At 59.8% G+C, this 26,694-nt stretch carries 23 protein-coding genes and 5 pseudogenes; 25 read left to right on the plus strand and 3 right to left on the minus strand.

Translation table 11 applies throughout. From position 1 onward, the window contains the following. The first annotated feature begins 428 nt into the window (after positions 1-428). The 7 genes and pseudogenes from F6X42_RS36755 (at position 429) to F6X42_RS36785 (ending at position 6,581) form a co-directional block, all read left to right on the plus strand. Complete coding sequence (locus tag F6X42_RS36755) at positions 429-662, plus strand: hypothetical protein (RefSeq protein ID WP_187638814.1); 234 nt, start codon at positions 429-431, stop codon at positions 660-662. A gap of 266 nt (positions 663-928) precedes the next feature. Further along, positions 929-1,658, plus strand: a pseudogene (locus tag F6X42_RS36760) (nitroreductase). 212 nt (positions 1,659-1,870) lie between these two features. After that, positions 1,871-2,428 carry a DUF2889 domain-containing protein gene (locus F6X42_RS36765; protein ID WP_187638815.1) on the plus strand — a complete coding sequence of 186 codons (558 nt, stop codon included), beginning with the start codon at positions 1,871-1,873 and terminating at the stop codon, positions 2,426-2,428. Positions 2,429-3,011: 583 nt separating this feature from the next. Then, the gene (locus F6X42_RS36770) at positions 3,012-3,716 is read left to right on the plus strand and encodes a TetR/AcrR family transcriptional regulator (protein ID WP_187638816.1); all 705 of its coding nucleotides are present in this window, start codon (positions 3,012-3,014) and stop codon (positions 3,714-3,716) included. Positions 3,717-4,046: 330 nt separating this feature from the next. Further along, positions 4,047-4,211: pseudogene (locus F6X42_RS36775) on the plus strand (electron transfer flavoprotein subunit alpha/FixB family protein); the annotation flags it as partial. A 541-nt stretch (positions 4,212-4,752) separates the two neighbouring features. Next, positions 4,753-5,586 (plus strand): enoyl-CoA hydratase/isomerase family protein, encoded by an 834-nt coding sequence (locus F6X42_RS36780; RefSeq protein ID WP_187638817.1) that lies wholly within the window; start codon positions 4,753-4,755, stop codon positions 5,584-5,586. 38 nt (positions 5,587-5,624) lie between these two features. Continuing rightward, positions 5,625-6,581 (plus strand): NAD(P)H-dependent flavin oxidoreductase, encoded by a 957-nt coding sequence (locus F6X42_RS36785; protein WP_187638818.1) that lies wholly within the window; start codon positions 5,625-5,627, stop codon positions 6,579-6,581. Positions 6,582-7,110: 529 nt separating this feature from the next. On the opposite strand, the gene F6X42_RS36790 is transcribed toward F6X42_RS36785, so the two are convergent. Next, positions 7,111-7,395, minus strand: a complete 285-nt coding sequence (locus tag F6X42_RS36790; protein ID WP_246530414.1) for a hypothetical protein — start codon at positions 7,393-7,395, stop codon at positions 7,111-7,113. Next, positions 7,377-7,604, minus strand: coding sequence for a hypothetical protein (locus tag F6X42_RS36795; protein WP_312892989.1), 228 nt, complete (start codon positions 7,602-7,604; stop codon positions 7,377-7,379). The genes F6X42_RS36790 and F6X42_RS36795 overlap by 19 nt, the downstream gene beginning before the upstream one ends. A 246-nt stretch (positions 7,605-7,850) precedes the next feature. Here F6X42_RS36795 and F6X42_RS36800 point away from each other — a divergent pair, with 246 nt between their 5' ends. From F6X42_RS36800 to F6X42_RS36880, 18 genes and pseudogenes are all read left to right on the plus strand, one after another. Then, positions 7,851-8,111, plus strand: a complete 261-nt coding sequence (locus F6X42_RS36800; RefSeq protein WP_187638819.1) for a hypothetical protein — start codon at positions 7,851-7,853, stop codon at positions 8,109-8,111. Between the two features lie 933 nt (positions 8,112-9,044). Continuing rightward, the gene (paaG, locus tag F6X42_RS36805; protein WP_187638820.1) at positions 9,045-9,836 is read left to right on the plus strand and encodes a 2-(1,2-epoxy-1,2-dihydrophenyl)acetyl-CoA isomerase PaaG; all 792 of its coding nucleotides are present in this window, start codon (positions 9,045-9,047) and stop codon (positions 9,834-9,836) included. A 102-nt stretch (positions 9,837-9,938) separates the two neighbouring features. After that, complete coding sequence (locus F6X42_RS36810; protein ID WP_281394084.1) at positions 9,939-10,766, plus strand: IclR family transcriptional regulator; 828 nt, start codon at positions 9,939-9,941, stop codon at positions 10,764-10,766. 311 nt (positions 10,767-11,077) lie between these two features. Beyond that, on the plus strand, positions 11,078-12,412 hold the full coding sequence (locus tag F6X42_RS36815) for an MFS transporter (RefSeq protein WP_187638822.1): 1,335 nt from the start codon (positions 11,078-11,080) through the stop codon (positions 12,410-12,412). A 414-nt stretch (positions 12,413-12,826) separates the two neighbouring features. Further along, positions 12,827-13,996 carry a porin gene (locus tag F6X42_RS36820; RefSeq protein ID WP_187638833.1) on the plus strand — a complete coding sequence of 390 codons (1,170 nt, stop codon included), beginning with the start codon at positions 12,827-12,829 and terminating at the stop codon, positions 13,994-13,996. 242 nt (positions 13,997-14,238) lie between these two features. Beyond that, complete coding sequence (locus F6X42_RS36825; RefSeq protein WP_246530415.1) at positions 14,239-15,039, plus strand: citryl-CoA lyase; 801 nt, start codon at positions 14,239-14,241, stop codon at positions 15,037-15,039. 75 nt (positions 15,040-15,114) lie between these two features. After that, the gene (locus F6X42_RS36830) at positions 15,115-16,293 is read left to right on the plus strand and encodes a thiolase family protein (protein ID WP_187638823.1); all 1,179 of its coding nucleotides are present in this window, start codon (positions 15,115-15,117) and stop codon (positions 16,291-16,293) included. 11 nt (positions 16,294-16,304) lie between these two features. After that, a complete protein-coding gene (locus F6X42_RS36835; RefSeq protein ID WP_187638824.1) occupies positions 16,305-17,222 on the plus strand; it encodes an SDR family NAD(P)-dependent oxidoreductase in 918 nt (305 codons plus the stop codon). Between the two features lie 30 nt (positions 17,223-17,252). Next, positions 17,253-18,365, plus strand: coding sequence for an acyl-CoA dehydrogenase family protein (locus F6X42_RS36840; protein ID WP_187638825.1), 1,113 nt, complete (start codon positions 17,253-17,255; stop codon positions 18,363-18,365). Continuing rightward, positions 18,362-19,501, plus strand: a complete 1,140-nt coding sequence (locus tag F6X42_RS36845) for an acyl-CoA dehydrogenase family protein (protein WP_187638826.1) — start codon at positions 18,362-18,364, stop codon at positions 19,499-19,501. Before F6X42_RS36840 ends, F6X42_RS36845 begins: the two co-directional genes overlap by 4 nt. Before the next feature lie 48 nt (positions 19,502-19,549). Beyond that, positions 19,550-20,341: an enoyl-CoA hydratase/isomerase family protein gene (locus tag F6X42_RS36850; RefSeq protein ID WP_187638827.1), complete on the plus strand. Its 792-nt coding sequence runs from the start codon at positions 19,550-19,552 to the stop codon at positions 20,339-20,341. A 328-nt stretch (positions 20,342-20,669) separates the two neighbouring features. After that, positions 20,670-21,869: a CaiB/BaiF CoA transferase family protein gene (locus tag F6X42_RS36855; protein WP_187638828.1), complete on the plus strand. Its 1,200-nt coding sequence runs from the start codon at positions 20,670-20,672 to the stop codon at positions 21,867-21,869. A 25-nt stretch (positions 21,870-21,894) separates the two neighbouring features. Beyond that, positions 21,895-22,620, plus strand: coding sequence for a nitroreductase (locus F6X42_RS36860; protein WP_187638829.1), 726 nt, complete (start codon positions 21,895-21,897; stop codon positions 22,618-22,620). A 54-nt stretch (positions 22,621-22,674) separates the two neighbouring features. Then, positions 22,675-23,001, plus strand: coding sequence for an acyl-CoA/acyl-ACP dehydrogenase (locus tag F6X42_RS36865; RefSeq protein ID WP_187638830.1), 327 nt, complete (start codon positions 22,675-22,677; stop codon positions 22,999-23,001). A 55-nt stretch (positions 23,002-23,056) separates the two neighbouring features. Next, positions 23,057-24,061: pseudogene (locus F6X42_RS36870) on the plus strand (aldo/keto reductase). A 36-nt stretch (positions 24,062-24,097) separates the two neighbouring features. Next, positions 24,098-25,051, plus strand: a complete 954-nt coding sequence (locus F6X42_RS36875) for a D-2-hydroxyacid dehydrogenase (RefSeq protein ID WP_187638831.1) — start codon at positions 24,098-24,100, stop codon at positions 25,049-25,051. A gap of 122 nt (positions 25,052-25,173) precedes the next feature. Continuing rightward, positions 25,174-25,299, plus strand: coding sequence for a hypothetical protein (locus F6X42_RS45420; RefSeq protein ID WP_281394085.1), 126 nt, complete (start codon positions 25,174-25,176; stop codon positions 25,297-25,299). Positions 25,300-25,382: 83 nt separating this feature from the next. Beyond that, a pseudogene (locus tag F6X42_RS36880) lies at positions 25,383-25,755 on the plus strand (DDE-type integrase/transposase/recombinase); the annotation flags it as partial. Between the two features lie 825 nt (positions 25,756-26,580). Here the strand turns inward: F6X42_RS36880 and F6X42_RS36885 are convergent. Beyond that, positions 26,581-26,694 (minus strand): annotated as a pseudogene (locus F6X42_RS36885) (IS5/IS1182 family transposase); the annotation flags it as partial.

The raw sequence follows: 26,694 nt of genomic DNA on the forward strand, positions 1-26,694 counted from the left end.
CTTATTCATGGTGGATGGTTTGTTGTTTGCTGGGTTCCGACTTCGACAATCAGATTCTCAGCTAAAACCTCCACCGCCTTCAATCTCCCGCCTCAACTCCCCGTACACCAGAATCGAGCTTAGCTCCGGTGGCTGTAGAGTACGCCAATGTGCGCGTGCAGTTCGGCCGGTCAATCGGAAGTTTCAGGCAGTTCAGCAAACCATCGCAGTTGGCGACGCAGACAGCGGCCGCGCGCGTGGCGGCGGAAGCCGGCAGAGACGCGATCGATGACTGGCCGGCCGCGGACGGCGTGCCGCTTGCAGCTAGAATCGCCGCGGTAAGCGCGAAAGTTCGCACCGGCCGGCCGGACAGGCCGCCAAAAACCGCATTGGTCGGCTCGAAACTTGTTTGCTATATAACAAACAAGTGACTATAATGATGACGTCCCTTGACCCCGATCATTGAGATGGGGAAATCACGTGAAACCACTGGACAACGCGGAGGAGCTTCATCGCCGGCCGCCAGAATGAAGCAGGCGCTTAATGACTCACTTGACCAACCGGCGTCCATCACGCTGCGTTATGAACGCGCGCTGAGTAATTTGCATCATTGCCCTGCTGATCGTGTCGAAGGACTGGTTGCCTTCAAGGAAAAACGGCCGCCAAAGTTTGAAGGTAAGTAGTAAATCAAACGCGCTCGCGTCTGAACGAAAACAGTTGATCACTTCCACGTCTCTTTACAGTAAAGGTAGATCGAAGGCTTTGCGCGCGGCTTCACCGCTTGTCTAACAGCTGCACCTGCGTAGCTCCCTTGTTCGCTGCAGGTTGGGGTTGTCAGCGCAGGCCGCGGACACCTCAGCGTCATCAGCACGTTTTGTTCAGATGCGGAACAGCCGATAGTGGCGTCCAACGGCGTTTCCCGAAAAACTCAAGACCGTCCAGGAGGCGCGTGTTGATTGAATCCAAAGTCACAACCCTGGTACAAGACCCGGCCAGTGTCGAAGCCGCGATCGAGAGCCGCTTCTCATGTCGCGCGTTCTTACGCGACAAGCCTGTAAGCGACCGCGACATTAGAGGCATCCTGCGCATCGCGAGCTGGGCTGCGTCGGGCACGAACGCCCAGCCCTGGGAAGGTATACGTGTTGCAGGATGATCGGCGTGACGCACTTGTTGCTCAAGTGTGCGCCGCGCATGATGCGACCCGTGCCGTTCCCGCGCGAGCCGCAGATTATGGCGAGGAGGGCGATTTCTACCCGGCCGATTGGGTTGCGCCGTACATTGACCGGCGGCGTCAAAACGGCTGGAGCCTGTACGACCTTCTCGGTATCGGCAAGGGTGAGAAGGACAAGATGCATGCGCAAGTGCAGCGCAACTACCGCTTCTTCGACGCGCCGGTGGGCCTGATGTTCACGGTCGATCGCGTCATGGGCCGCGGCTCACTCATTGACTACGGCATGTTCATGCAAAACGTGATGCTGGCAGCGAGGGCACGCGGCCTGCACACCTGCCCGCAGGCCGCGTGGAACTACTATGCGAAGATCATCCTTCCGTTTATCGGCGCTAGTGCCGATGAGAAGCTGGTCTGCGGCATGGCCTTGGGGTATGCGGATGAGTCGGCGCCCGTGAATACTTTGCACACGCCGCGCGAAACGGTGGAGAGTTTCGCGCGCTGGGTCTGATCCGCTCTATCATCGCGCCAAGCTGTGACTGTCGGCGGTGAACGCAGCCACTTCGCTCGGGCTAGACCCTTGGTATCGGGTAACGGGGCTTGCTCGTGCCGCACTGTTTCCAGATCGCAGCTTGCCCACAGGTAATCCGGCCGGAGGGTAAGCGGGACTTGTCAGCAAGCAAATGTTTCGCTGACATCTTGTAGGCTCTTTGAGGCTGATAAATGACCTTTTCCGCAGCGGTTCCACGACGAGAGGTACATAACCGTTCAATCGACATGAAGGTTTACGCTCGTGATGACGGGTTGTACGATATCGAAGCACGACTGGTCGACATCAAGCCATTCGCATTTCCGATCGTCGGGCACTCCAAAGCTCTGCCTGCGAATGCACCTCTACACGATCTCTCACTGAGAGTCACGGTTAGCGAAGACTACGTTGTGAAAAACATCGAAGCCTCATCGGACCAGACGCCTTTTGACGTATGTACGGGAGCGCAATCGAGTCTATCGCCGCTGATCGGTGAGCGTATTGCTGCAGGATGGTCATCCATCGTTAGGCAGCGGCTCCAGGACTCTTCAACTTGTACGCATTTACGTGAATTGCTCATCCCGTTAGCCACGGCAGCTATCCAGGGTATCAAAGGGTTGCGCAGGGAAGGACAAACCTCGGTTGATGCGAGCCAGATGGACGTAAAACTTGATAGCTGCTACGCGTTTGCGCGAGACCGCGAGATCATACGGCTATATTGGCCACATCTCTTCGAATCGGGAAAACAGTAGTGGGGAAAGGCAGAGCTCAACTGCGCAAGTGATTTTTGCTACCCGCAGCTAGCGATACGCGCGCTGTACGCTCCACCTTCGATATAGTTGGCGCGTCAAAAATCGGCAAGGCTTTGTCTGTGGTTCAATGCAGCATCTGTGCACTGCTTGTTGACGCAAGGAGGATCAGTGGCACGTCACCACAGGTTGCATGATTCTTTGCGCTTCGGTAAAAGCAAGCGCAGCATGCTGGTCGATTGTCATACCTGCCAGTATATGTTGCATGACCTGGCGGCTCCGCAGCGGCATGGCTGAAGGGTACGCCCCATCCAGAACTGGCTAGATGCAAATCAGCTCGTCAGGACCGCCAGTCGCGCGAGCAAGTCGGGCCGAAGTCGCAGTCGCCCGTTCGATCCTGCTTCCCTCGATCCTACCTATGTTCAGCGACGTCGCGTCCACATAAGCTCGCGTTTCATCTCTGCTGATCGGGCGGCCCGGAATTTACATTTAACGATTGGTCGCAAGACTGTTTTTCAACGCACAATAAATCAATCGAACACAACGACAGACGATAGGATTCGCCGAACTTTCAAGGAGTGGTGCTGTGGCAAAAGGACAAGCGGCGCGAGCCGCACCGCGACGGCTATTAGGGTCGGCGCGCCGCTCGCAGCACGAACGTCGGGCGGAGGCGGAGGCGCGGCTTATAGCCGCCGCTCTCGGCTTACTCTCCCGTAAAGGTTGGGTGGGAATGACCTTGGCGGAGGTCGGCGAGGCCGCTGGTTACAGTCGAGGACACGCTACGCATCATTTTGGTAGCAAGGGTGCGCTGCTGCGCGCTCTGACCTCCCATATCAACCACTCGTTTGCGCAAGAAATGCATGCCGCCCAGCCATCGCTGCCTGGTCTGCAGGCGGTGCTCAGCTATGTACGCGTGTACTTCGGGCGCAGCGATCCGACGTGGACCAATACGCGGGCGCTTCTTCTGCTTCTCGCTGAGGCCCTGCTTGAGACCTCCGACACTGCGGAAGTCGTGGCTAGGTACAACCATGAAATGTTCATGTGGCTAGAGGAAAATTTGCGGCTGGGCGTTGCGCAGGGCGAGGTGCGCCGCGATGTTGATCCCGCTTTCGGTGCGGAGTTTGTGGTGGGCGCTCTACGGGGGCTCGCGCAGCAGCGTCTTTCGCAAGGTTATGTGGCGAACTTACGCCGAGACAAAGACCGGCTAGTGCAAATGATCGAGCGGGCGTTAGCCGCACCTGGCATGAGCGCAGCCAGCACCTCATTGCGCAAGTCATCAACCTTACCGTGAGAGCAGACCACGAACCCGCCTCGTCGCTATTCATGAATGTTCGCGGGTTTGCTGCGAGCCCTTCGTAAGCGTGAATCTGCATTGCAAGGACGTTTATAGCGTGCTGATTGAGTTCGCCGCCAAATGTATTTTCGAACAAGCGCTCGCCTGTACATGCGACGTCCACAAATGCACAAATCCGCAAGACCCATTTTTTTTACACTGTAAGACTTGTTGTTTGCCAAACAAGTAACTAGAATTGTTGAATGTTGACCCTGCCGCTCGGGATCTCCTTCTGCCAAGGAACGAATAGTCAATGGGCAGGAGACACCAGTGGCCTACGCTTCCTGTTCCTTGGGCATTTCAGGTGCGATTCAACATCTTGCCGGTATGAAAGACTCGAAGGTCATTGTTGCGATCAATAAGGACGAAGAGGCACCCATTTTTACTATCGCAGACTACGGTCTCGTCGGCGTTCTCTTCGTGGTCGTTCCGGAATTTACGAAAATCGTTTGAGCGCTCGATGCTTCGGGAGCTGAGTTAGGCCCTTAGCCGCAGGAGTGAATAGTGATTGGACAGCAAAAGTCGTTGCGTCGCGTCGTGGAATCGTGGCTTGGCACGCACGACGCTGAGCATCTTCGCGTTACCCGCTCTAGCCATACGCGCAGGAAACTGTGCCGTTATGTGCTCGTGGAAGCCGCGCACCAAGAGGGCACGCTGGCCATCGTATTCTTCCGCCATGCCGACGGCTCATGGTGTGTCTTTCCTCCGGCGCCACGCCGGCCCGTCATGGGTGGGGCCGTTTAGGCTGACCATGTGCCGGATGCAAGGATCAATACCGGGTGGCCTGTGGAGCTTCTATGCGGATCGGATAGCTCGCACAGCATGCACTGGAAGGCCGGCTCGGCGAGGAAGTGCTTTGGGCAGTATATGAGCAATTGGCTGAAGGACGCCGAAATTCACCGTGACGGCGCAGACGTATTTCTTCGGAGCGTCGTCAAATCGCGCAGAGTGAAGCTGCTGGATGGCAGCGATGCCCATTTTCGGGGGTGAGTGTATGACTTATGAAGCGATCGATTTCAACATTGAAGACGGCATCGCGTTCCTTTACTTAAACCGGCCGGCGGCCAAGAACGCGCTTGATGACGTCATGCGCGGGGAGATCGCTGACGTCATCAGACGCCTGCGCAAGGGGATCGACCACAAGGAGCTCGATGTCAGGGCCCTGGTGATCGGCGGGCGCGGCGGTGCCTTCTGCGGCGGTGGTGACGTGAAGGGCATGGCCAGGAAAAAGACGGGCTTGATGATGCACAGCCGCATGACTGATGTCCAGGACTGGTTTCGCGACCTCATCAAGCTCGAGATGCCCGTCATCGCGGCCGTCGACGGGCCAGCTTTCGGGGCCGGATTCAGCATTGCGCTCGCGGCCGACTTCATCATTGCGACGCCGAAGTCGAGCTTTTGCGCAGCGTTTGGCCGCATGGGACTGGTGCCGGACACGTCCATTCTCTTCATGCTGCCTCGCATCGTGGGGTTGCAGCGGGCCAAGGAGTTGATCTTCTCGGCGCGGGTGCTGGGTGCCGACGAGGCCAAAGCAATGGGCATCGTCTACGACCTGGTGCCCGAAGGCGAAGCCATCGAAGCGGCCACCGAGCTCGCACGCAAGATGAAGCTGGCGTCCGTTGCCGCTGTGGCACTCACAAAGCAGCTGCTCAATCAGACGTTCGAGTCGAGCCAGACGGCGATGGCGCAGGCCGAGGCGCTCGCTCAGGGCATCGCCATTGGCACCGATTACCACGCTGATGCTGTTCAGCGCTTCGTTGGAAAGTCGCCTCTGTTGTTCACGGGCTTCAGCGTGCAAAACTGGCGCAAGCCGACGCGGCCGAAATAGCCTCTTACCCATTCACTTTCCTAAAAGAGCCACTTAGCATGTTCGACCGCTCCAGCCTCTCGCTTCCCGTCATTTGCGCCCCTATGTTCCTCGTCACCGGGCCCGACCTGGTGCGCGAGGCTTGCCTTGCTGGACTGGTGGGCGTGATCCCGCGCCACAACGCGAGAACCCTCGAGCAGTTCGAAGGCTGGCTGGAAGCGATCCAGACGGCGCGAAAAGAAGCGCTGGCCCGTTCCGTCAAAGTGGGGCCGCTTGTGGTCAACGTGGGTGCGAAGCTGTCGGCGGCCGACATCACGGACACTTTGCAGCTTGCAGCTAGCTACGGGGTCGAGACTGTCATCAGTGTCGGCGGCGGGCCGCGCGAGGTCGTGCGCGTCGCGCATTCGAAAAGCATGGTAGTGCTCCATGACGTCATCAGTCTGGAGTTCGCGAAGAAGGCAAGCGGCCAGGGAGTCGACGGCCTCATCGCCATCGGCTTGGGAGGCGGCGGCCATTCCGGGCTGCTGTCTCATCTGACGCTGATTGAAAAAATCCGCACTACATTCAAGGGTCCCCTGGTCATGGCGGGGGGAATCTCGACGGGCGCCGGCGTGCGGGCTGCGGAGGTTCTGGGCGCCGACTATGCGTACATGGGGACGCGCTTCATTGCCACGAAGGAAGCCAATGCACCTGCCGAGTACAAGCAGATGCTCGTCGAATCGACCTCAGAAGACCTGGTCTACACGCCCGACATCACCGGCGTGGCGGCGAACTGGTTGAAGCCGTCGCTGCAGCGCTGCGGGATCGATATCGAGACGCTCGCGAAGCCCGGCGCCGGGCGCTTCGATCATCTGCCGAACGACATCCGGCCGTGGCGGGACATCTGGAGCGCCGGGCAAGGCATTGATCTCATCGACGACGTCCCCAGCGTCGCCACACTGGTCGCGCGGCTCGTCCGCGAATACCAGGCTGCCTGCTCGCCGGGAGTCGGTGGGGAAGAGATTTCGAGCAATTGAGGACACTTGAGCCATAGCAACCTGATCCGTTTCGGGAATAGCGGCTTGTCAGTCTCACGTCATTGCCCTGGCACGATGTAACTTTATCCCACAGCTTGCCGCCGTCAGCCAAGGTGCGATCGTGCTGCGAACGCAGTAATGAATCCGCCGGGTGGCCCAACTCGTTTGCTTTGACCATCAGCGCCACGACGTCCGATTCCCGGTCGGACACATAGACCAGTCGCGTGGCAGGCAGTGTGGCCGCTCGTTCAGCAACCCGCTCATATTCTTCGGTCCATCGGGTACTTTCCTTGATGCCGTGGCGCGCACGCCGTCCGCACCCTTGGGCTCGCCTGCCCACATGTAAGATTGTATGAGGTGTTGCGACGACCGGTTGAAGCCGCCCACCAGTCCTCAAGCACTTCATGGAACAGGACGAAATTTGCGGATAGAACACGATCCCCGCAGGATCGCAGTGCTGAAACCCCATCACCTTATCGCAATCGATGTCATGTCATCGCCTTGATGAAACCGCTGTCCAGCGGTTAGGTCAGCGGACGCCTGATCGGGCCATCGCCGCTCGAATCGCTTCATCGAACGACGGGGAAGTCGCCACATGGCGATGGTTCACGCTGATAAGCCATCCGTCGTGCGATAAGCACCAGCGAATCTTCCCGGCTTCGAACATTGCGGAGAACCACCGCCAGACGGAGGCGTCCTCAGAGTTCGCGCACGCGGCAGCCAGCGTGCGAGGCTCTCGCAGTTTTTGGATTTCGTCGCTGTATGTTTCGCTGGTCTTCATATTTTCGCTATCGCTTATGTTCGCATTGCGCATGGTAACTCGTCATCTTGGGATGATTGCGTGCCAGCGATATTGGACGTATCCGATGCCCGCAGCTTGCCGATCCGCGACAGCCCGTAGATGAGCGCACCCATGATGCGATAGTGCAGACATTGGGTGACGAGCTCGTAAAAAGCCTGGATCGCCGGCGTCTCAATACGGTAATTGCCGGTGACAAAGAGATGCAATGATGGGTCGATCACGCGTTCTCGATCGATCGCTTAAACTTGCTGCAGTTTACACTTTCATAGCTTGTTGGACGACCAACAAGTGATAGAATCGCGTTGGGGTGACATCTGTACTAAAGGCATAGTTTTTTGGCCCGGTACATCTTTGAAAGACCGTGCGAACGCCGCCATGAAACGGCATCGAGTCTGTGAAAGGAATCGACAAAATCTGTCCGATGCGGTCAGGGCGCGCTGCATCATTGAAAGTCTGGGAGGGCGACAATGAAGTTGAACATTGTGCTTGCTGTCGTACGAGTCGGCGAACGCGAAATATCTGCGGACTTTCGGGCGTCCTCCGGCCGCTTGATCGTTGCCGAGGCGGCTGAAATCATTGAAGAACTGCGCCCCCCCGATTCCTGGTTAGCGCTGGCATCATTGAATCGCAACGACAGTTGGGGAACACGTCCTACGTCGGCTGAACTCTTAACCTTTCTTGAGCGCTACGTTGCTGAGCACCCTCGGTTTAGCGCTACAAATAGTTGATTTTTTCGATCGTTGTATCCCGAATCGCCGTAAATCGACCGGCGGCGTGAAACGGCTGAAGTTTGTATCGCACTTTAGGCATCGGGAAGCGCGAGAAGGACGGGAAGCATGCGGAGGTACACCGCAGCTACTGCTTCTTTGACGTGCCCGTGCGCCTGATGTTCACGTCAATCGCGCCATGGGCCGCGGCCCCCTGCTTGACTATGGCATGTCTATGCAAAAACATGATGCTCGCGGCGCGGGGCTGCACACTCATAGGCCGCGTGGAACTTATACACGAAGATTATCCTTCCGTTCATCGGTGCCGGTGCCGACGAATTGCTGGTTTGGGGCAAGTCGCCAGGCTATGTGGACAAATCCGCATTGTTGAACACATTGCATACGCCGCGGGAAACGGTCGAGAGTTTGACACGCTGAGTTTGACCCGCACGCTATCCAGGCGTCGAGCCAGTCGCTGTCTGTCACTTGCGGCGGCCGCACGGCGCGTGGGCTCGGTGGTGGCAATATCGCGTACTACGCTGCTGTCCTCTGTTTACATTGCGCTCTTGCACGCTCTGGGCGTTGCAGTCCCGGTCCGGCGCGCGGGCGGGACACTAGCCAGTGCGATTCCGTTTTCCTTACAATTTCCCAAGGAAATCCAGCTGCGCAATCCATGTCCGGAACCACACCCCCGACGGAGGTGCCAAGCCAATAAGCTCGATGATCATTTTGCTGATTGCACTTGTTACTCGACCAACAAGTGGTATAGTTGTTGAGAGGGTTCGCTTGCGGGCGTTTGGCGAACGAAACAACAGCACCAAGCCCCGTGGTCCGAAGGGTTTCGAATGACGCGTGCCGACCCAGATGATCCACTGTTCCTGCGTTAGCGAGTCGGTTGTGGCGGCAGCCAAGGGGCACGAACCGAAACGTACAGGGCGGTGAGAAGGAGATACCATGTCTGAAAAATCTGTGTTGTTGGGCATCGACAGCGATACGCGCCTCGCGACGCTTACGCTCAATCGGCCCAGCAAGTTGAACAGCTTCACGCGCCAGATGCACGACGAGTTGAATCACGCACTCTCTCTGGTCGAGGGAAGTAATGCCAGAGCGCTCGTCATTACCGGCGCGGGGCCTGCTTTTTGCGCTGGTCAGGATCTGGCTGATCTCGACTTCACGCAGGGCAGGCAGCCTGACCTCGGCGAGATCATCGAACTGCATTTCAACCCTTTGATTCGCCGACTTCAGGCGTTGACGCTGCCGGTGATAGCGGCCGTGAACGGTACGGCGGCGGGCGCGGGCGCGAGCCTGGCGATGGCCTGCGACCTCATTGTTGCCGCACGTTCGGCCAAGTTCATTCAGGCCTTTGTCAATGTCGGACTTTTGCCGGATTCGGGGGGAACCTGGTTTCTGCCGCGGCGCGTCGGCGACGCGCGTGCGCTCGGTCTCGCGCTGACCGGCGAAAAGCTGAGCGCCGATAAGGCCGAAGAGTGGGGCATTGTCTGGCGTGTAGTGGCCGATAGCGAAGTGCATGCCGCCGCCCACGCACTTGCGGCGCAACTCGCAAAGCAGCCTGCGCGCGCGGTGGCCGCCATCAAGAGCGCGATTCGTGCGGGCGGCAGCAACACACTCGATCAACAACTCGACCTTGAACGAGACTTGCAACGCGAACTCGGCGCGTCGCCGGACCACGCGGAAGGCGTTGCCGCGTTCAAGGACAAGCGCGCGCCGCGCTTCGAGGGACTCTGATTCTCGACCATAGTGATCCTGACTTAGTCCAGGACGGTTTGGAAATGTCCCGCTTGAGAAGTTAAACGATAGTCATGTTTTCAAAGCCAATAGGTGGATCCGATGAGCGTCCATTGTAGACACGATGGCGAGCGCACAAGCGCAAGCGTTCAGACGGCGGAAACGGTCGCTCACTCGCACGGCGTTCAGTCGCTTGAACGAGCGATCGTGGTCCTGCGCCTGCTGGCCAAACATCACGCGTCGGGTATCTCACTTGCCTCAATCGTCGCCAAGACGGGGCTCGACCGTACTACGGCCTACCGGATTGCGTCATCGTTGGTTGAATCCGGCATGGCGTCACGTGGCCCGGAGAAGGAATACCGGCTCGGCATCGAAACAATGGTGCTAGGCATGACGGCGATGCAGCGGCCGCCGCTGATCGATCGCTGCGCGCCGATGATGAAGCGGCTCGCGCGACAATCGGGTGGATATGTCCTGCTATGCATCCAGTCGGGCGACTACGCGCATTGCCTGCACATGGAGTCGGCAGAGCCGCAGATGCCCGAGCTTAGGTCGTATGTTGGGATGATGCGCCTGCTCGGCATTGGCATTTCCGGCGCCGCCTTGCTCGCCCGTTACCCAGATCATTACATCCGTGATCACTATTCGCGGCACCGTGCCGAATACCACAAGCACCGGATGACGGAGAGCAAGTTGTGCGGCTTACTCGAGCGGATACGATCGACCGACTTTGCGTACGTCCATCCGCGCCAGATGGCGGGGGTGGGGATCGCCTTCGAGACAGGCTCGTGCGGCCTTGCTGGCCTGAATGTAATTGTCCATGCCTCAGAATTGCCTTTTTCCCGTGCACCTGCCGTCGCCTCAATGATGCGCGAGCATCTGGTCGATCTCGTTCCAAAGGAAAGCCCGTCCTCAGCGACCGCTCGTTAGATGTGATCATCCACCGTAAGCGCTTACCGCTCGATTTAGTACCTCAAATGCACAAGGCGTCTTCCGTGTCGTTGGTGATTCGAGGCATTGGGGGACCGATGCCGGGCCGCTCTGGTTTCCCCGAGTGCACATTGTGAACAACGCCGCGCCTTTATGTTGTTGATCGTCGGCATTGGCGTTTGAATAGGACATGGAGGACAGCGGAGTTTCGCCGGGCGTACTTCAACTCGATGTCAAGAGAAAGGACGTCCCTGTTTCGTCTTGAATGACGACCTGTACAGACCATCCAAAACAATCAGCCGGAGACAACTATGGTTTCGCTAGCAAAGTATCCCGAGGAAAGCGCCGCGAGCGCCGCGCAGTTTCTCGATGCCGACAAAACGTTCAAAAAGATCGCTCGCCGTCTGATCCCGTTGTTATTCATCATTTACCTGATGGCTAACATTGACCGCGTCAACATCGGCATCGCGCAGCTCCAGATGAAATCCGACCTCGGTTTCACCGATGCCGTTTATGGTCTGGGCGCGGGTATCTTCTTCGTGTCGTATGCGCTGTTCGAATTGCCGAACACTTTCCTGATGTCGCGAATCGGCGCACTTAGGACGATCATGTTATTGACAATTGGCTGGGGCTGCGTCTCGACGCTCACGATGTTTGTCCGCACCCCAACCTCGTTTTATGTGCTGCGCTTTTTGCTGGGTGTGTTCGAGGCGGGATTCTATCCGATCGTCGTCTACTATTTGTCGCGCTGGTTTCCGCTGCAACGCCGTGCCAAGGCGTTTGCGCTGTTCTCGTCGGGAATCGTGATAGCCGGAATTCTGGCTTATCCGTTATCCGGAGCGATCCTTAAGTTCATGCATGACGTAGGAGGGTTGAGCGGCTGGCAGTGGATGTTCCCGCTCGAAGGTTTGCCGTGCGTCGTGCTCGGCCTGCTGGTTCCGATGCTGCTCGATGAGTCGCCCGAAAGTGCCGACTGGCTGTCAACCGACGAAAAGACCATGATCGCCGCTTCGCTCGAAGCGGGGGCACCGGCTAGCGAGGGCCAGACGTTCGCACAGGTTCTCCGTCATCCTCGCCTTTATGCGCTGATGGCCGTCTATTTTGCGTTTGCGGGCGCTGTCGCGGTGGTCCACTTCTGGACGCCGACCATCATTCGCTCGCTCGGCGTGACCGACATCGCCACGATCGGCCTCTACTCCGCCGTCCCCAGCGTAGTCTCACTCGTCGCGATGATCACGATTGGCGCGCGTGCCGACCGCACACGGCGTTTACGCGAAAGCGTTGTTGCGGCGGCAGCGGTCGCCGGCGCCGCACTTTGCTTGCTGCCATTCGCCTCGAGTTCGCTAGTGGTCTCACTGGTTTTGCTGTCGGTAGCTTCGGCAGCAACGTTTACGTTCATTCCGCTCTTCTGGGCCAGCGTGCCGGATTGCCTGCCCGGTCCAGGCGTCGCGAGCGCTATCGCGGCAGTCGCGACCATCGGCCTTCTCGGTGGAGTCGTCAGCCCAGCCTCGATCGGATGGTTGAAAACGCACACGGGCAGCATGAGCATCGGGATCTATATATTCGGCGCCCTGTTTGCGGCGGGCGGCGTGCTGTATGCCGGGGCGACGCGCAGTGTGTCAAATCTGCGCCAGCGCCAAGTCTGACGGAATAAAGGTCTAGCCGATGTTAAGTATGGAAATGCAAAATCGCCATCGGATGACGCAAGGCATGCATTCTCCATGCAAATTGACGATTGCGGTGCCGGACTGGGCGGAATATCCCGCTAAGCGACCATCGCGGCCGGCAACAGGCAGGTCAACGCAGAATTGCGCTCACTGGGCAACGGTGCGCTGCACGCACATTTCCGGGAGCCGCGGCGGTTGAAAGCCCTTGTCGAACTCACCGCGCAAAATCTGCTGGAAGCGAAGTTTCAGTGACAGTGCCGGCGTCCTCAGCGCAGCGTGGCGGATGACGGCGGCGCCGGTTGTACGCCTGTCGAAGTTAGGCCGAGAAGGCCTCAACGCAACATGAACATTCAACCTTTACAAAATATTAGTAGTACTTGGAGACAATTCAAAATGAAAAAATCGCTTCTTACTTTCGCAGCACTGGGCGCATTCGCAGGCGTTGCTCATGCTCAGAGCAGCGTGACCCTGTACGGAATTATTGACGAAGGCTTCAACATCAACACCAACGCGGGTGGCAAGCACCTGTACAACCTGGCCAGCGGCGTTCTGCAAGGTTCGCGTTTTGGCCTGCGCGGCACGGAAGACCTGGGCGGCGGTCTGAAGGCAATCTTCGTGCTGGAAAACGGCTTTGACGTGAACAGCGGCAAGCTGGGTCAAGGCGGCCTGATGTTCGGTCGTCAAGCTTACGTTGGCCTGTCGAGCCAGTTCGGTACGGTCACGCTGGGTCGTCAGTACGACTCCGTCGTTGACTATGTTGGCCCGCTGGAAGTCGGTGACCAATGGGGCGGCTACATTGCTGCTCACCCGGGTGACGTCGACAACTTCAACAACACGTACCGCACCAACAACACGGTCAAGTACACCAGCGCAAACTACGGCGGCCTGAAGTTCGGCGGCACGTATAGCTTCGGCGGCCAGGCAGGCAACATCACCGGCAACCAGATCTGGTCGTTGGGCGCTGGCTACAACAACGGTCCTCTCGTTCTCGGCGTCGGTTACTTGAATGCACGCACCCCGGCAGCTTCGGGAGGTCTGTTCAACAGCAGCGGAACGATTGCTACGCCGGCCGCAGCAGTGACGTCGCCGGTCTACGCTGGCTTCGCATCGGCTAACACGTACCAGGTTATCGGTGCAGGCGGCGCATACACGTTCGGCGCAGCGACCATCGGCGCAACGTACTCGAACGTCCGGTTCGCCAACCTGGGCAAGACGTTCGCGTCGCCGTTCAAGGGTCAGTCGGCAACGTTCAACAACGCGGAACTGAACTTCAAGTACCAGTTGACCCCGGCATTGCTGGTCGGCGCAGCGTATGACTACACGCGCGGCGCGGAAATCAGCGGCAACTCGCGTGCTCAGTACCACCAGGGCGCGGTTGGTGTGGACTACTTCCTGTCCAGGCGCACGGACGTGTACGTCATCGGCGTGTACCAGCATGCTCTGGGCGACACGGTCAACGCAGCGGGCGCTACGGTCGCTGCAACGGCTAGCATCAACCAGCTGACGGCTTCGTCGAACCAGAATCAGTTCACGGCTCGTATTGGTATTCGCCATAAGTTTTAATACGTAGTTGCATTTAGCAGGCCCTGTCTTTTCAGAGCCTGGACTATGCGGTGCACGGTTGGTCGCTCGAGCCCCTGAGAATCGCGAGTTCGGCCACGGTCAACTCGTGAGATCCGTGGGCAACCACCTGCTTCACCACACCGACGGCGCGATCGATGCTCTGCGCCTTCGCAAATTACGATTCGCCCAGACAAGTTCGAGATCACCTCGAGCCTTCACCACCCTAGCTGAATGGAGCACAAATGACCAAAACAGCAGACCGCAAATACTGGCGCACGGCTATCGCCGACCCCTCTCCACATGAAGGTACTTTGGTCAGGGGCTACGACGTCCTCACGGATCTGGTCGGCAAGATCGACTTCGGAGCCATGGTGTACCTGCTCTACAAGGGAGAGCTTCCCAAGGGCAACGAGTCGAAGATCATCAATGCGATGTTCATCTCGGTAGCCGATCACGGTATTTCTCCGTCCTCGACAGTCACCCGATTCGTGCAAGCCGCGGGCGTACCGATCCAATGCTCGGTAGCTGCCGGCGCCATGATGTTTGGCGACGTTCATGGGGGTGCCGGCGAAGAGTTCGCACGCTACATCCAGGAGCTCGTGTCCGAGGCAGCCTCGAGCGGACGCAGCTATGAGGATGTGGCGACTGAGTACGTCGGTAACCACAAGCGGCTCGATGGCTTCGGGCATCCGCAGCATCCCGAGGGCGATCCTCGCGGGAAGAGGCTGTTCGCGCTCGCCGAGGAGTACGGGCTGGCAGGCGACCACATCCGGATGACTCGCGAGCTGGAAAAGGCGCTGATCAAGAAGAAAAACCGACCACTGCTGGCGAACATCGATGCGGCGGTTGGCGCAATCATCTCGGACATGGGATTCGACTGGCGGCTGGCTCGCGCCTTCATCGTCGTTCCGCGCACCGCGGGCTTGTTCGCCCACGCATTCGAAGAGTCCGTGCGCGAGCCCGGCTGGCGCCAGATCACGCTTGACCAGGTTGAATACGATGGCCCCGCTCGACGCAAAAACGACAACCCCAGCGCGATTTGATGGCGCCAACTTTTGACACCGCCGCAGCTGCCGGCATCCCTTTTTTGACTTTCTCATAACTTGATTGGAGAAACCATGAACACTCGCGTCGCAGTCGTCGGCATTGGAATGACCTCCTTCGGAAAATTTATGGACCGCTCGGTCAGGACTTCCGCGGAAGAGGCGGTACGGAACGCGCTGGCTGATGCAGGCATCGGTGCCGAGCGCGTCGACCGCGTCTTTTTCGGCAACGCGGCAGCCGGACTCATCACGGGCCAGGAGATGGTGCGCGCGCAAGCCGCACTGAGGTATACCGGCCTGCTGGGAAAGCCGATGGTCAGCGTCGAGAATGCCTGCGCGACCGGCAGCACGGCTTTCCACCTCGCCTGGCATTCGGTTGCCAGCGGCCAGTCGGACGTCGCAATGGCTGTCGGTGCGGAGAAACTGAGCCATCCTGACAAAGCGGTGTCGTTCGGGGCGTTCGGAGGAGCGGTGGACAAGGAAGATGTCATGCCGTCGCACATTGGTTCCGGCAGCGGATCCATCTTCATGGATATCTACGCGGAACGCACGCGGCGCTACATGAAAGCGACCGGGACGACGCCAGCGGACTTCGCCCGGATCACCGTCAAGAGCCGGCGTGCTGGCGCCATGAACCCGTACGCACAGTTCCGCAAGGAGACGACGGTCGAAGAGGTCCTGGCCGCTCGCATGATCAGCGAGCCGCTCACGCTTCCAATGTGCTCATCGATCGGGGATGGCGCAGCGGCAATCGTTCTCGTCTCGAGCCGCGTCGCGGCCCAATTGACGGGATGCAGGCCTGTGTGGGTTGCAAGCTCCGTCCTTTTGTCCGGGATGGCGGACCCCACCAAGCCGAGCGCTTCGGTCAGCGCCGCGAAGGCCGCCTACAAGGAAGCCTCGATCGGGCCGGACGAGGTCCACGTTGCTGAGGTTCACGACGCATCGGCTCCCGGTGAGCTCATCAACTACGAGGTCGTGCAGTTCTGTCCTGAAGGACAGGGCGTTGAGCTGCTGCGAAGCGGTGCTACAGACATTGGCGGCCGGATCTCCGTCAACCCGAGCGGCGGCCTGCTCAGCAGGGGCCATCCGATCGGCGCCACCGGTGCGGCTCAGATCGCCGAGTTGGTCCAGCAGTTGCGCGGTGAAGCAGGGGAACGGCAACGCCATTCCGCCAAGGTCGCTCTGGCGCAAAACTCGGGCGGCCAGGTCGGTCACGAGTCCGCGGTAGCGGTTGTGTCCATTCTCACGGCATAAAGGAGTCAGCGATGACGCAACGACTGCAAGGCAAAGTAATCGTGGTGACCGGCGCAGGCGCCGGCGTGGGCAAGGAGATTGCACTCGAGGCGGCACGCCAGGGCGCGAAGGTTGTCGTGAACGACTTGGGTGTGAACATGGAGGGCGACGGCGCCAGTAGCGCCGGACCGGCCCAGCAGACTGTCGACCAGATTCGCGCCGCGGGCGGCGAGGCCAGTGCCAACACCGACAGCGTGGCCGAGTGGAGTTCCGCCCAGCAAATTATCCAGAATGCGCTCGACGTGTACGGGCGCGTCGATGGGCTGGTGAACAACGCGGGCAACCTGCGCGATGGCTATTTCCACAAGATGTCGGAAGAGGACTTCGACGCGGTGGTGAAGGTGCACCTGAAGGGCTGCTTCAACATGGCCCGTGCCGTCGCGCCGCACTTCAGGAACCAGGAGTCCGGCGCCATCGTGCACATGACTTCGACCTCAGGGCTGATCGGCAATGGCGCGCAGGCCAACTACGCCGCCGCGAAGATGGGCATCGTCGGCCTGTCGAAATCGATCGCACTCGACATGGATCGCTTCAAGGTGCGGTCGAACTGTATTGCGCCGTTTGCATTCACCCGCATGGTCAGCTCGATCCCGACAGACACCCCCGAGGGTCTGGCTCGCACGCTGGTCAACCAGCGCATGGAGGTTGCCAAGATTGCGCCGTTCACCTGCGCGCTGCTCACCGACGAAGCCCTCGACGTGACCGGTCAGATCTTCGGCGTTCGCAGCAACGAGATCTACCTGTTCTCCCAGCCGCGGCCGATTCGTACCGCGCACCGCAGCGAGGGTTGGACCGTCGATACCTGTCTTGAAGTGGCGCTGCCCATGATGAAGCCCTCGTTCTTTCCGCTGGACAAGTCGCGCGACATCTTCACTTGGGATCCCGTCTGACGGGACGGAGACAACCACCAGGAGCAAGCGATGAGTGAAGAGACGCAGGAGCAAGCGATGAGTGAAGAGACGGGTGACATGCTGCATGAAGCGGCCCTCCGGATATTCGTGGACAAGCCCGAGGACCTGTGGGCAGTCCTGCAAGCGTCCGGATTCGACAAGGCTTTGCTGCCTGAGAGCAAGGATGGCGCCGGCGTGAGCTGGGCGGATGCGTGCAGGCTTCTGGTCCTGGCCGGTGAGCATGCCGCGGCCGCTCCGCTGGCGGAAGCGATGGTCGGACACTGGCTTTTAGACCACGCAGGCGTTGAGGGCGCAACCTTGCCGACCATTGCGTCGTCGGCGCACTCCGGGCAGATCCGGCTGGGTTCCGCCCGCGACGGCTGGCGCGTCGATGGCACGCTGCCCCGTGTCCCATGGGGCGACGCATGCACGCATGTCGCCTTCATCGTGGGTTCCGGCACAGCCGCTCAACTGATCGTCCTGGCCCGGGATGCGGCGGGCGTCTCCATCACATCAGGCCGCAATCTCGCCGGCGAGCCGCGCGATACGCTGGTGCTCGAAGGCGTTGTGCCGCAGGCGGTGGTCCCCGCGCCTTTTGACGCGCGTGAGCTGCTCTGCCTTGCAGCCATCCTGCGCAGTGCTCTCATGGCCGGAGCGATCGAACGGTCCCTCGCTCTTGCCGTTGAGTACGCCAACCTTCGCGTGCAATTCGGCCGACCAATCGGCAAGTTCCAGGCGGTGCAGCAGAGCATTGCCGTTCTCGCGACGCAGGCGGCAGCCGCGCGTGCGGCTGCCGAGGCTGGCAGCGAAGCGATCGATGAGTGGCTGGATGGGGTGGGCGAGCCCCTCACCCAGAGCATTGCCGCCGCCAGCGCGAAGATCCGCACCGGTGAGGCAGCGGGGCAGGCCTGCGCGATCGCGCACCAGGTGTTCGGCGCCATCGGCTTCACGGAGGAACACGAACTGCACCAGTTCACCAAGCGGCTCTGGTCCTGGCGAGACGAGTGCGGCAACGAGGCTTTCTGGTCTCGCGAGCTTGGCGAACGCATCCTGGCCGGTGCCCCCGGACAGTCCCTCTGGCGCGCGGTGGTGCCAACGGCGACGACCGCAAGTGGCGCAGCAGAAGCAGGAGCAGCACGATGAACAACCTTTCCTTTCCCCGCCCGCGTCAGTCCGAGATCGCTGAGGGGCTTCGAGCTGAAGTGCGCGAGTTTCTTGACGGCTGGCACGGCGATCGGCACGGCGCCGCTGCTTTTGGCGGCTTTGATCCCGAGTTCAGCGAGGCCCTTGGCAAGCGCGGCTGGATCGGCATGGGCTTTCCCGAGCGTTATGGCGGCGGCGGGTACGGACTGATGGAACGTCTCGTCGTTCTGGAGGAACTGCTCGCCGTTCGTGCACCGATCTTTGCGCATGCGGTGGCCGAGCGCCAGAGCGGGCCGCTGCTGCTGCGGTTCGGCAACGAGCGGCAGCGCGAAGAGGTCGTCCCCCGGATTGCCGCCGGAAAGTGCTATTTCTGCATCGGCCTGAGCGAGCCGGACTCGGGGTCGGATCTCGCATCCGTGCGCACGCGTGCCACTAAGGTGGACGGCGGCTGGCTTGTGAATGGTGCCAAGATCTGGACGTCGAGCGCGCACCGCACGCACTACATGATCCTGCTGTGCCGTACAGCGCCTGCGAGTGAAGTGCGGCAGGCCGGCTTGAGCCAGTTCCTGGTCGACATGAAGACGCCCGGCATCACCTGCCGGCCCATCGCCAACATCGCCGGAGACCACGACTTCAACGAAGTCCACTTCCAGGACGTCTTTCTCACTGACGATGCTCTCATCGGGGTTGAAGGCCAAGGCTGGCAACAGGTCACGAGCGAGCTCACCTTCGAGCGAAGCGGGCCTGACCGGTTCATGTCCCACATGGGCGCGGTCGAGGAATTCGTCGCTGTACTGAAGAAAGAGCCGTCGGCTGAGGGCGCCCGGACGGTGGGTCGCCTGGTCGCTCACCTCTCGACGCTCAGGAGGATGTCGCGCTCGATCGCCACAATGATCACCGACGAACAGGACGCCTCATTGCATGCGGCCCTGGTCAAGGACCTCGGTACCTGCTTCGAGCAGGAGATTCCCGAGACTCTCCGGCTCGTCCTGCAGACCGAGCCGGAGCCGGGCGCCTCCGACGCGTACAGCGCGGCGCTGGCCAACGTCATCCTGCACGCACCCTCCTGCACGATTCGCGGCGGAACCAAAGAAGTGCTGCGCGGCATCGTCGCGAAGTCGCTCGGTCTGCGGTAGTAAGCCATCTCATTCAACACATAAGGCGCAAGCCAATAGGAGTCACAAATGGAAATAGCCAAGAACACTGGAGAACTTCAACGACAGCAGGGCGACGGCGTTTTATGGCTGAAGCTGAATCGACCGCAGGCCTTGAATTCGCTGACGCTTTCGCTTGTCGACGCGTTGACAACGGCTATCACCGATGCGCAGTGCGATCCGGACGTCCGCGTCATCGTTCTGACAGGCGAGGGCCGCGCCTTCTGCGCCGGTGCCGATTTAAAGGATCCCGCCAGGAGCCGCCCGGAAAGCGGCGCTGAGTTTGTCAAAGCCATTGGGGCGCTGACGGAGCTGATCGAAGCCTGTTCCATGCCGGTTATCGCCGCGATCAACGGGATTGCCGTCGCCGGCGGACTGGAACTGGTGCTCGCCTGTGACCTCGTCATCGCCGCAGAGTCTGCCCGTCTTGGCGATGCCCACTCGAACTACGCGCTATTCCCGGGCGCGGGCGCTACGGTCCGCCTGCCGAGGAAGGTAGGATTGAACAACGCCAAACTCCTCATGTTCACGGGCGACATGCATCCGGCCAGCGAATGGAAGGCGCTTGGCCTCGTCAACCAGGTGTTCGCCGATGACGGCTTCATCAGCGCCGTGGAGGCTCTTGCCAGGAAGCTCGCGACCAAGAGTCCGCTGGTCCTCGGTCGCATGAAGCAGGCGCTCAATGATTCGCTGGATCAGCCGCTGTCCATCGGACTGCGCTATGAACGGGCCTTGAGCAACTTGCACCACTTTTCTGCGGACCGGGTCGAAGGGCTTGCGGCCTTCAAGGAAAAGCGCGCTCCGCAGTTCAAGGGCAACTAGTCCTCCCCTCCGCACGACATCAACATCAAAAGAGACAACCGTGAGCATGCACTGGAAGCACACCCGGCGCGGCGTGATGAGCCTGGTCGTGCTGGCAGTCGACGCATACCTGCGGGACCCGAAGCATGACTCCGACTTGCGCGCTAAAGGGCTTGAGCCGCTTCCCGGATCCCCCGCTGACGCAGTCCGTTTTTAGAGTCAGGAGCAGGCGAAGTGGGTCGCGTTGTCTCTCTTGTTCGAGCAAAGGGGCGACTGGATTAGCGCAGTGTTCGCCGATCGCCCTGACCTAAGGCAGCTCGGCTGATATCGACAATTTGAAGGATTGTGTATGGAAACGAAAGACAAAGGGCCGTTGGCCGGCATCCGGGTGATCGACATCGGCACCATGGTGGCAGGCCCGGTTGCCGCAACGCTGCTTGCAGACCTCGGCGCGGACGTGATCAAGATCGAGCAGCCTGGCCGCGGAGACTCGCTGCGCCATATCGGGCCGTCGGTGGAAGGTGAAAGCCTTTGGTGGAATGTCGAAGGGCGAAACAAGAAGTCCGTGACGCTCGATCTGCACCATCCCGAAGGCCAGCGGATTCTGAGGGAGATGGTGAAGCACGCCGATGTGTTCGTGGAGAACTTCCGCCCCGGCATCCTGGATAAATGGAACCTGTCGTGGAAGCACCTGAGCGAAGTAAACCCCAGGCTCGTGATGCTCAGTGTTTCCGGGTATGGCCAGACTGGTCCGTACGCAAACCGCGCAGGATACGACCGCATTGCCCTCGCAATGGGCGGCACGCTGAACGCCACGGGCTATCCAGACCGCGCTCCGGTGAAGCTCGGCACGGCGATGGCCGACTATTCCACAGCGGTCCTTGGCGCTTTCGGAACAATGGTGGCGCTCTACCACCGTGATATGCGCGGCGGCGCAGGTCAGCAAATTGATCTCTCGCTGTACGAAACAGTGTTTCGCTTCACGGACGTGATGGTCACGGCGTACGAGAAGCTGGGACTGCCGCGCGAGCGGACGGGCAACCTTCACTTCGCGGCCGCCCCGGGTGATCATTTCGAAACGTGCGATGGACGCTACATCGTCCTGACCGTGTCGAACGACCGCATGTTCGGTCGCCTGTGCGAAGCCATTCCGGTCCTTGTCGGCGACGAGCGCTTTTCCAGCCACGCGAAACGTACCGCGAACGTCGAGGAAGTCAACGACATCGTCGCCGGATGGATCAAGTCGCTGCCGGTTCTGGAGGTGTGCCGGATTCTCGAAGAAAAAGGCCTCGCTTATTCCCTGATCTACTCGATCAAGGACATCGTCGCAGACCCGCACTACCAGGCCCGAGGGAGCATCGCCACCGTCGAGCACCCGCAAATTGGCGAACTGAAGATGCCGGCGGTGCAGCCCCGCTTCAGCGGGACACCGTCGCCCCAAATCAGGCCAGCGCCCGCCCTGGGCGCGCATACCGATGAGGTCCTCCGCGAACTCGCGGGGCTCTCCAGCGAGCAGATTGCCGAGCTGCGCCACGCGGGCACGGTCTGAGGTGCCAAACCATGGAGGTACTTCAATGACGACGTCCCAAGTCAATGCAGTCGTTTGCGACCCGGCTAGCGTGATATCGGCGATCGAGAGCCGGTTCTCGTGCCGTGCGTTCTCGCCCGACAAGCCGGTCTTGCGCCAGCAAGTCGACGAAATTCTGAGGATCGCGAGTTGCGCGGCGTCCAGCACGAACACCCAGCCGTGGAAGGTGTATGTGCTGCAGGGCGATCGACGCGATGCACTGGTCGAGAAAGTGTGTGCTGCACACGATGCGACCCGTGCTAATTCTTCCCTGGCCGCCGAGTACGGCGAGGTGGACGGCTACTACCCTGCGGAGTGGGTCTCGCCTTACATCGACCGGCGACGTCACAACGGCTTGACCCTGTACGGTCACCTCGGAATCGGAAAAGGGGAGAAGGACAAGATGCATGCGCAGGCGCAGCGAAATTACCGTTTTTTCGACGCGCCGGTCGGCCTCATGTTCACCATCGACCGCGTCATGGGCCGCGGCTCACTGATCGACTACGGCATGTTCCTGCAAACGCTGATGCTGGCGGCGCGCGCCCTCGGCCTGCACACCTGCCCCCAGGCGGCGTGGAACAACTGCGCGAAGATCGTCATGCCTTTCATCGGCGCGGGTTCCAATGAAATGTTGGTTTGCGGCATGGCGCTCGGTTATGCCGATGAGGCCGCGGACGTCAACACCTACAGAACGCCGCGAGAGGCGGTGGGGAGTTTCACCCGATGGATCTGAGCCGCGCGCTTATATAGGTCTTCAACCCATTTAACTAACTCACCAAGGAAATTCTTGGACTTCAAGCTCTCCGACGACTCACTCGCCATGCAGGCGTCGACGCAAAAGGTGGTCAACGACTTGTTAGGGTACGAGCCGCACTTCCACGGGACGAACGAAGTGCATGAAGATGTGGACTCAGCCTTGCGGGAGATAGGCTCCTACGGGCTGTCCATCCCTGAGGAATTCGGCGGAACCCTGTCGACAAAGTCACGTTGGCACTGGTTAATGCCGGGCCTTGCGCCGCAGCGGGTGGCGACAATCGGCGATCCCGGGAGCGACGCGCATGGGTGGACAGTTGCTACGCATTCGCGGCAGATCCGGAGGTTGTCGCGCGTCTGATGCAACTCCGAAAAAATTAAAGCGCGGAGCGCTATGAATTCACTGCGAGGAATGTATGGGCAGTAGCAACCTGATCCGCCTTGGTAACACCGGCTTGCACGTCTCGCGCCTGTGTTTGGGAACCATGACGTTCGGCTCCAGTGCCGACGAAAGCAAGTCTGTCGCAATCCTTGATCCCGCCACGGAGGCCGGCGTCAATTTCATTGACACTGCGAACCGATACCCCAGCGACGCGCCGGACGAGCGCAAGGGCTTGACCTAGGAGATCATCGGCAGATGGCTGAAGGGGCGCCGACAACGCTTCATCGTCACAACAAAGGCCGGGGGGCCCATGGGTCCACTGCCATGGAACGCTGGCACATCGCGCAAACATCTCCTGAGCGCAATCGACGCGTCGCTCGCCCGGCTCGGGACCGATTATGTGGACCTTTTCCAGTTGCACCGGGACGATCCCTCCACGCCCCTTGACGAGACGCTCGAGGCGATCGACACGATCGTACGCAGCGGCCGGGCGCGCTACGTCGGCGTCTCCAATTGGGGCGCGTGGCGCATAGCACGTGCGCTTGGGCGGTGCGAGGCGCTTCGACTGGTGAAGCCCGTTACCGTTCAGCCCCGCTATAACCTGCTGTTCCGCCAGTTCGAGCGCGACCTGACCCCCATGTGCGAGGCGGAGAACCTCGCGACGCTCTGCTACAACCCTCTAGCTGGTGGCTTGCTGACGGGAAAGTATCTTAATGGGGAGCCCCCTGAGGCGGCGACGCGCTTCGGCGCGGGCAGCGCGGCGGCTGCGTACAGGCAGCGGTACTGGCATGAAAAAGAGTTCGAAGCGGTTGGCCGGATCGTGAACGTCGCCCAGGATGCAGGCATTTCTCCTGAGCGGCTGGCGGTGGCTTGGCTGCTGGCTCAGCGCGGCGTGACCTGCGCGGTCTTGGGGGTGAGTCGCGCGTCCCAGCTGTCGCAGGTGCTGCTCGCGGGCGACACGAGGTTGGATGAACAGGTCCTCGACCAGTTGGACACGATCACCCACGAGTTCCGACTTGGCGATGAGGCGCCTTTCTGATCTTGCGCTTTTATCTCTCTCAACAACAGCCATCCAATGAAAATTGTCTTTCTCGACAGGGACACCCTGTCACCTGAAACGCGTTTGCCTGCCTTCAGCTTTCAGCATGAATTGCAGGTATATGCCCGTACCGCCGAAGATGAGGTGGGAGTGCGCTTACGCGATGCGGATGTGGTGATCACCAACAAGGTGAAACTCACGCGCCAAGCCCTGCAAGGCGCGCGCAATTTGCGAATGGTCGCCGTCGCAGCAACTGGAACCGATAACGTCGACTTGCAGGCATGCCGTGAGCTTGGCGTCGTGGTCAGCAACATCCGGAACTATGCGGTGCACACGGTTCCCGAGCACACTTTCGCGCTGATCTTCGCGTTGCGCCGAAGCATCTGCGCTTATCGAGATTCTGTCATCGCGGGGCGCTGGCAAGAGGCTAGGCAGTTCTGCTTTTTCGATCACCCGATTCGCGATCTCGCAGGTGCCACCCTCGGCATCATCGGCGATGGCGGACTGGGTCAGGCGGTCGCTGCGATTGGCCGCTCACTCGGTATGAACGTTCTCTTTTCCGGATTCAAGGGCCGTTCGGATCAGGGTTGCCTTTACACGCCGTTTGAACGCACTCTGGAAAGGGCCGACATTCTCACGCTGCATTGCCCTCTATTGCCGGAGACCCGCGGCATGATCTCGGCGCGCGAGTTCGAAATGATGCAGAAAAAGCCATTGTTGATCAATACGGCGCGCGGCGGGCTTGTCGATGAGACTGCACTGGCCGAGGCGCTTGAGCGCGGACAGATCGCTGGCGCTGCGTTCGACGTAGTGTCAGTTGAACCGCCGCCCGGGGATCATCCCTTCATGAGACTGCTACAGCGCCCGGACTTCATCCTCACACCTCACGTGGCGTGGGCCAGCGACGAGGCCGTCCAGGCGTTGGCGGATCAACTCGTGTGCAACATCGAAGCGTTCGCGCGTGGCGCTGCCGTCAACGTGGTGACCTGATACGTCACGAAGAGCTTGTTGGCGGGAGGGAAGGCCACGCCGATCGTCACGGTTGCGACAAAGCCGGACGGCAAGTGATTGTCGAGCGTGCCCCCGCCAAGTGATTCAGCTCGAAAATTGTCATGGAAAACTTCAAAGCCATCAGCTTCCAGAAAACTGGCGGGAATGCTCGAATTCAGCTCAATCGACCGGAAGGGGAAAACGCCCTTTACGGGCATCTCGCCGGAGAACTTGCCGAGGCACGCTGATGTGCGATGCGCATCGCACGGTCCGATGCGTGGTGTTGACGGCGCAGGACGTTTCTTTTTGCGCAGGAGGTAACGTCCGCTCGATGCGTTCCCATCGCGACAAGGCGGCGGCCCGACGCTACTTCGAAGAGGCAATCGTCCAGAACGGCGAGCCGGAGACCGCGACGATCGATAAAAGTGGGTCGAATCCGGCGGCGCTGCAGGCGTTCAACGCTGAACGCTGAACGTGAGAAACCGATCAAGATTCGTCAGAACAAGTATTTGAACAACATTGTGGAGCAGGACCACCGGGCCATCAAACGCCGGACCAGACCGATGATGGGCTCCAAGAATTTTCGGTGCGCCCGCATCATTCTCGGCGGCATCGAGACCATGCACATGATCATGAAAGGGCAAATGAAAAGCAGCGCCACCGACCAGACGCCCGCCGAGCAATTCTACTACTTGGCAACGTAAGCAATCCATATCATGCCAACACTGTCTTTTCCAACGCTCTTACCGCGACAGAGCCGTAGCTGATCAAGTCGGGCGGAAATCGGTAGCCAGCTTGGAAGATGGTGTCGATGGCAGGTGCGTTTGCTGCGCGGCGGCTCTTTTCATGCCCGATATCGTCGCCGCATCTCGATCAATCCGCCGACAACATGACAATGCCCCTTTGAGCACCTAATGCCACATGGGGCCGTGCGGCGATTGCATTTGCACCGCACTGACGCTGTGCCCGGCTTTAGCCCTGCATTTCCTCCAGCGAAAGTCAGCCAAGATATATTTGTGTGTCAATCGACAAGTATCTACTTGCTGGGCGATATGCAAACAGATATTATTTTAGATAAAGTGAGCCCACGCCGGGTTGACACGGCGCCCTCGGTTAGATTTGCATTTGACGAACTGGAGGGACTTTGACCGGCCGCGTAGCAGTCGCAGGAATTGGAATGACCTCGTTTGGAAAGTTTCTCGACCGCTCGGGCAGGACTTCTGCAGAAGAGGCGGTACGAAACGCGCTGCCCCATTACCGACGAAGACGCGGTCGACACTTGCTGCCAGTTCTGGAGGTCTGCCGGATCCTCGAAGAAAAAGGCCTCGCTTTTCCTTGATCGCCGTGGTGATTATCACAGGGACGTGCAGGACGTCACATGTATCCGGTGGAACGCTAGGGAAACGCTGATCAATGGCCCAACTGCCCAAATTGCAGTCGAGACGGCGTCGAATTTTCCGGATGACAAAGCGATTCGACGCTCAATTCGCTGAATTGGACGCGCAAACGAGCCTCGCTGCTCGCATTTTTCATGCGCCTGACGGATTGCTCCCATGGACCGATCGCATCAGATTTCGCGCAATCACCAGATTCGCCAGAGCGAACAGGCTGAACAGTTGCGCGGTGTTCTTGGCCAAGCCCTT

The sequence above is a fragment of the Paraburkholderia podalyriae genome (assembly GCF_014397785.1).
GTDB lineage: Bacteria > Pseudomonadota > Gammaproteobacteria > Burkholderiales > Burkholderiaceae > Paraburkholderia > Paraburkholderia podalyriae.

Bases quoted from the DNA above. Each gene is read 5' to 3' on its own strand.
- F6X42_RS36765 (WP_187638815.1), top strand. From the start codon at position 1,871: ATGACCTTTTCCGCAGCGGTTCCACGACGAGAGGTACATAACCGTTCA.
- F6X42_RS36780 (WP_187638817.1), top strand. From the start codon at position 4,753: ATGACTTATGAAGCGATCGATTTCAACATTGAAGACGGCATCGCGTTC.
- F6X42_RS36785 (WP_187638818.1), top strand. From the start codon at position 5,625: ATGTTCGACCGCTCCAGCCTCTCGCTTCCCGTCATTTGCGCCCCTATG.
- F6X42_RS36790 (WP_246530414.1), bottom strand. From the start codon at position 7,395: ATGCGCAATGCGAACATAAGCGATAGCGAAAATATGAAGACCAGCGAA.
- F6X42_RS36800 (WP_187638819.1), top strand. From the start codon at position 7,851: ATGAAGTTGAACATTGTGCTTGCTGTCGTACGAGTCGGCGAACGCGAA.
- paaG (WP_187638820.1), top strand. From the start codon at position 9,045: ATGTCTGAAAAATCTGTGTTGTTGGGCATCGACAGCGATACGCGCCTC.
- F6X42_RS36810 (WP_281394084.1), top strand. From the start codon at position 9,939: ATGAGCGTCCATTGTAGACACGATGGCGAGCGCACAAGCGCAAGCGTT.
- F6X42_RS36815 (WP_187638822.1), top strand. From the start codon at position 11,078: ATGGTTTCGCTAGCAAAGTATCCCGAGGAAAGCGCCGCGAGCGCCGCG.
- F6X42_RS36820 (WP_187638833.1), top strand. From the start codon at position 12,827: ATGAAAAAATCGCTTCTTACTTTCGCAGCACTGGGCGCATTCGCAGGC.
- F6X42_RS36825 (WP_246530415.1), top strand. From the start codon at position 14,239: ATGACCAAAACAGCAGACCGCAAATACTGGCGCACGGCTATCGCCGAC.
- F6X42_RS36830 (WP_187638823.1), top strand. From the start codon at position 15,115: ATGAACACTCGCGTCGCAGTCGTCGGCATTGGAATGACCTCCTTCGGA.
- F6X42_RS36835 (WP_187638824.1), top strand. From the start codon at position 16,305: ATGACGCAACGACTGCAAGGCAAAGTAATCGTGGTGACCGGCGCAGGC.
- F6X42_RS36840 (WP_187638825.1), top strand. From the start codon at position 17,253: ATGAGTGAAGAGACGCAGGAGCAAGCGATGAGTGAAGAGACGGGTGAC.
- F6X42_RS36845 (WP_187638826.1), top strand. From the start codon at position 18,362: ATGAACAACCTTTCCTTTCCCCGCCCGCGTCAGTCCGAGATCGCTGAG.
- F6X42_RS36850 (WP_187638827.1), top strand. From the start codon at position 19,550: ATGGAAATAGCCAAGAACACTGGAGAACTTCAACGACAGCAGGGCGAC.
- F6X42_RS36855 (WP_187638828.1), top strand. From the start codon at position 20,670: ATGGAAACGAAAGACAAAGGGCCGTTGGCCGGCATCCGGGTGATCGAC.
- F6X42_RS36860 (WP_187638829.1), top strand. From the start codon at position 21,895: ATGACGACGTCCCAAGTCAATGCAGTCGTTTGCGACCCGGCTAGCGTG.
- F6X42_RS36875 (WP_187638831.1), top strand. From the start codon at position 24,098: ATGAAAATTGTCTTTCTCGACAGGGACACCCTGTCACCTGAAACGCGT.
- F6X42_RS45420 (WP_281394085.1), top strand. From the start codon at position 25,174: ATGGAAAACTTCAAAGCCATCAGCTTCCAGAAAACTGGCGGGAATGCT.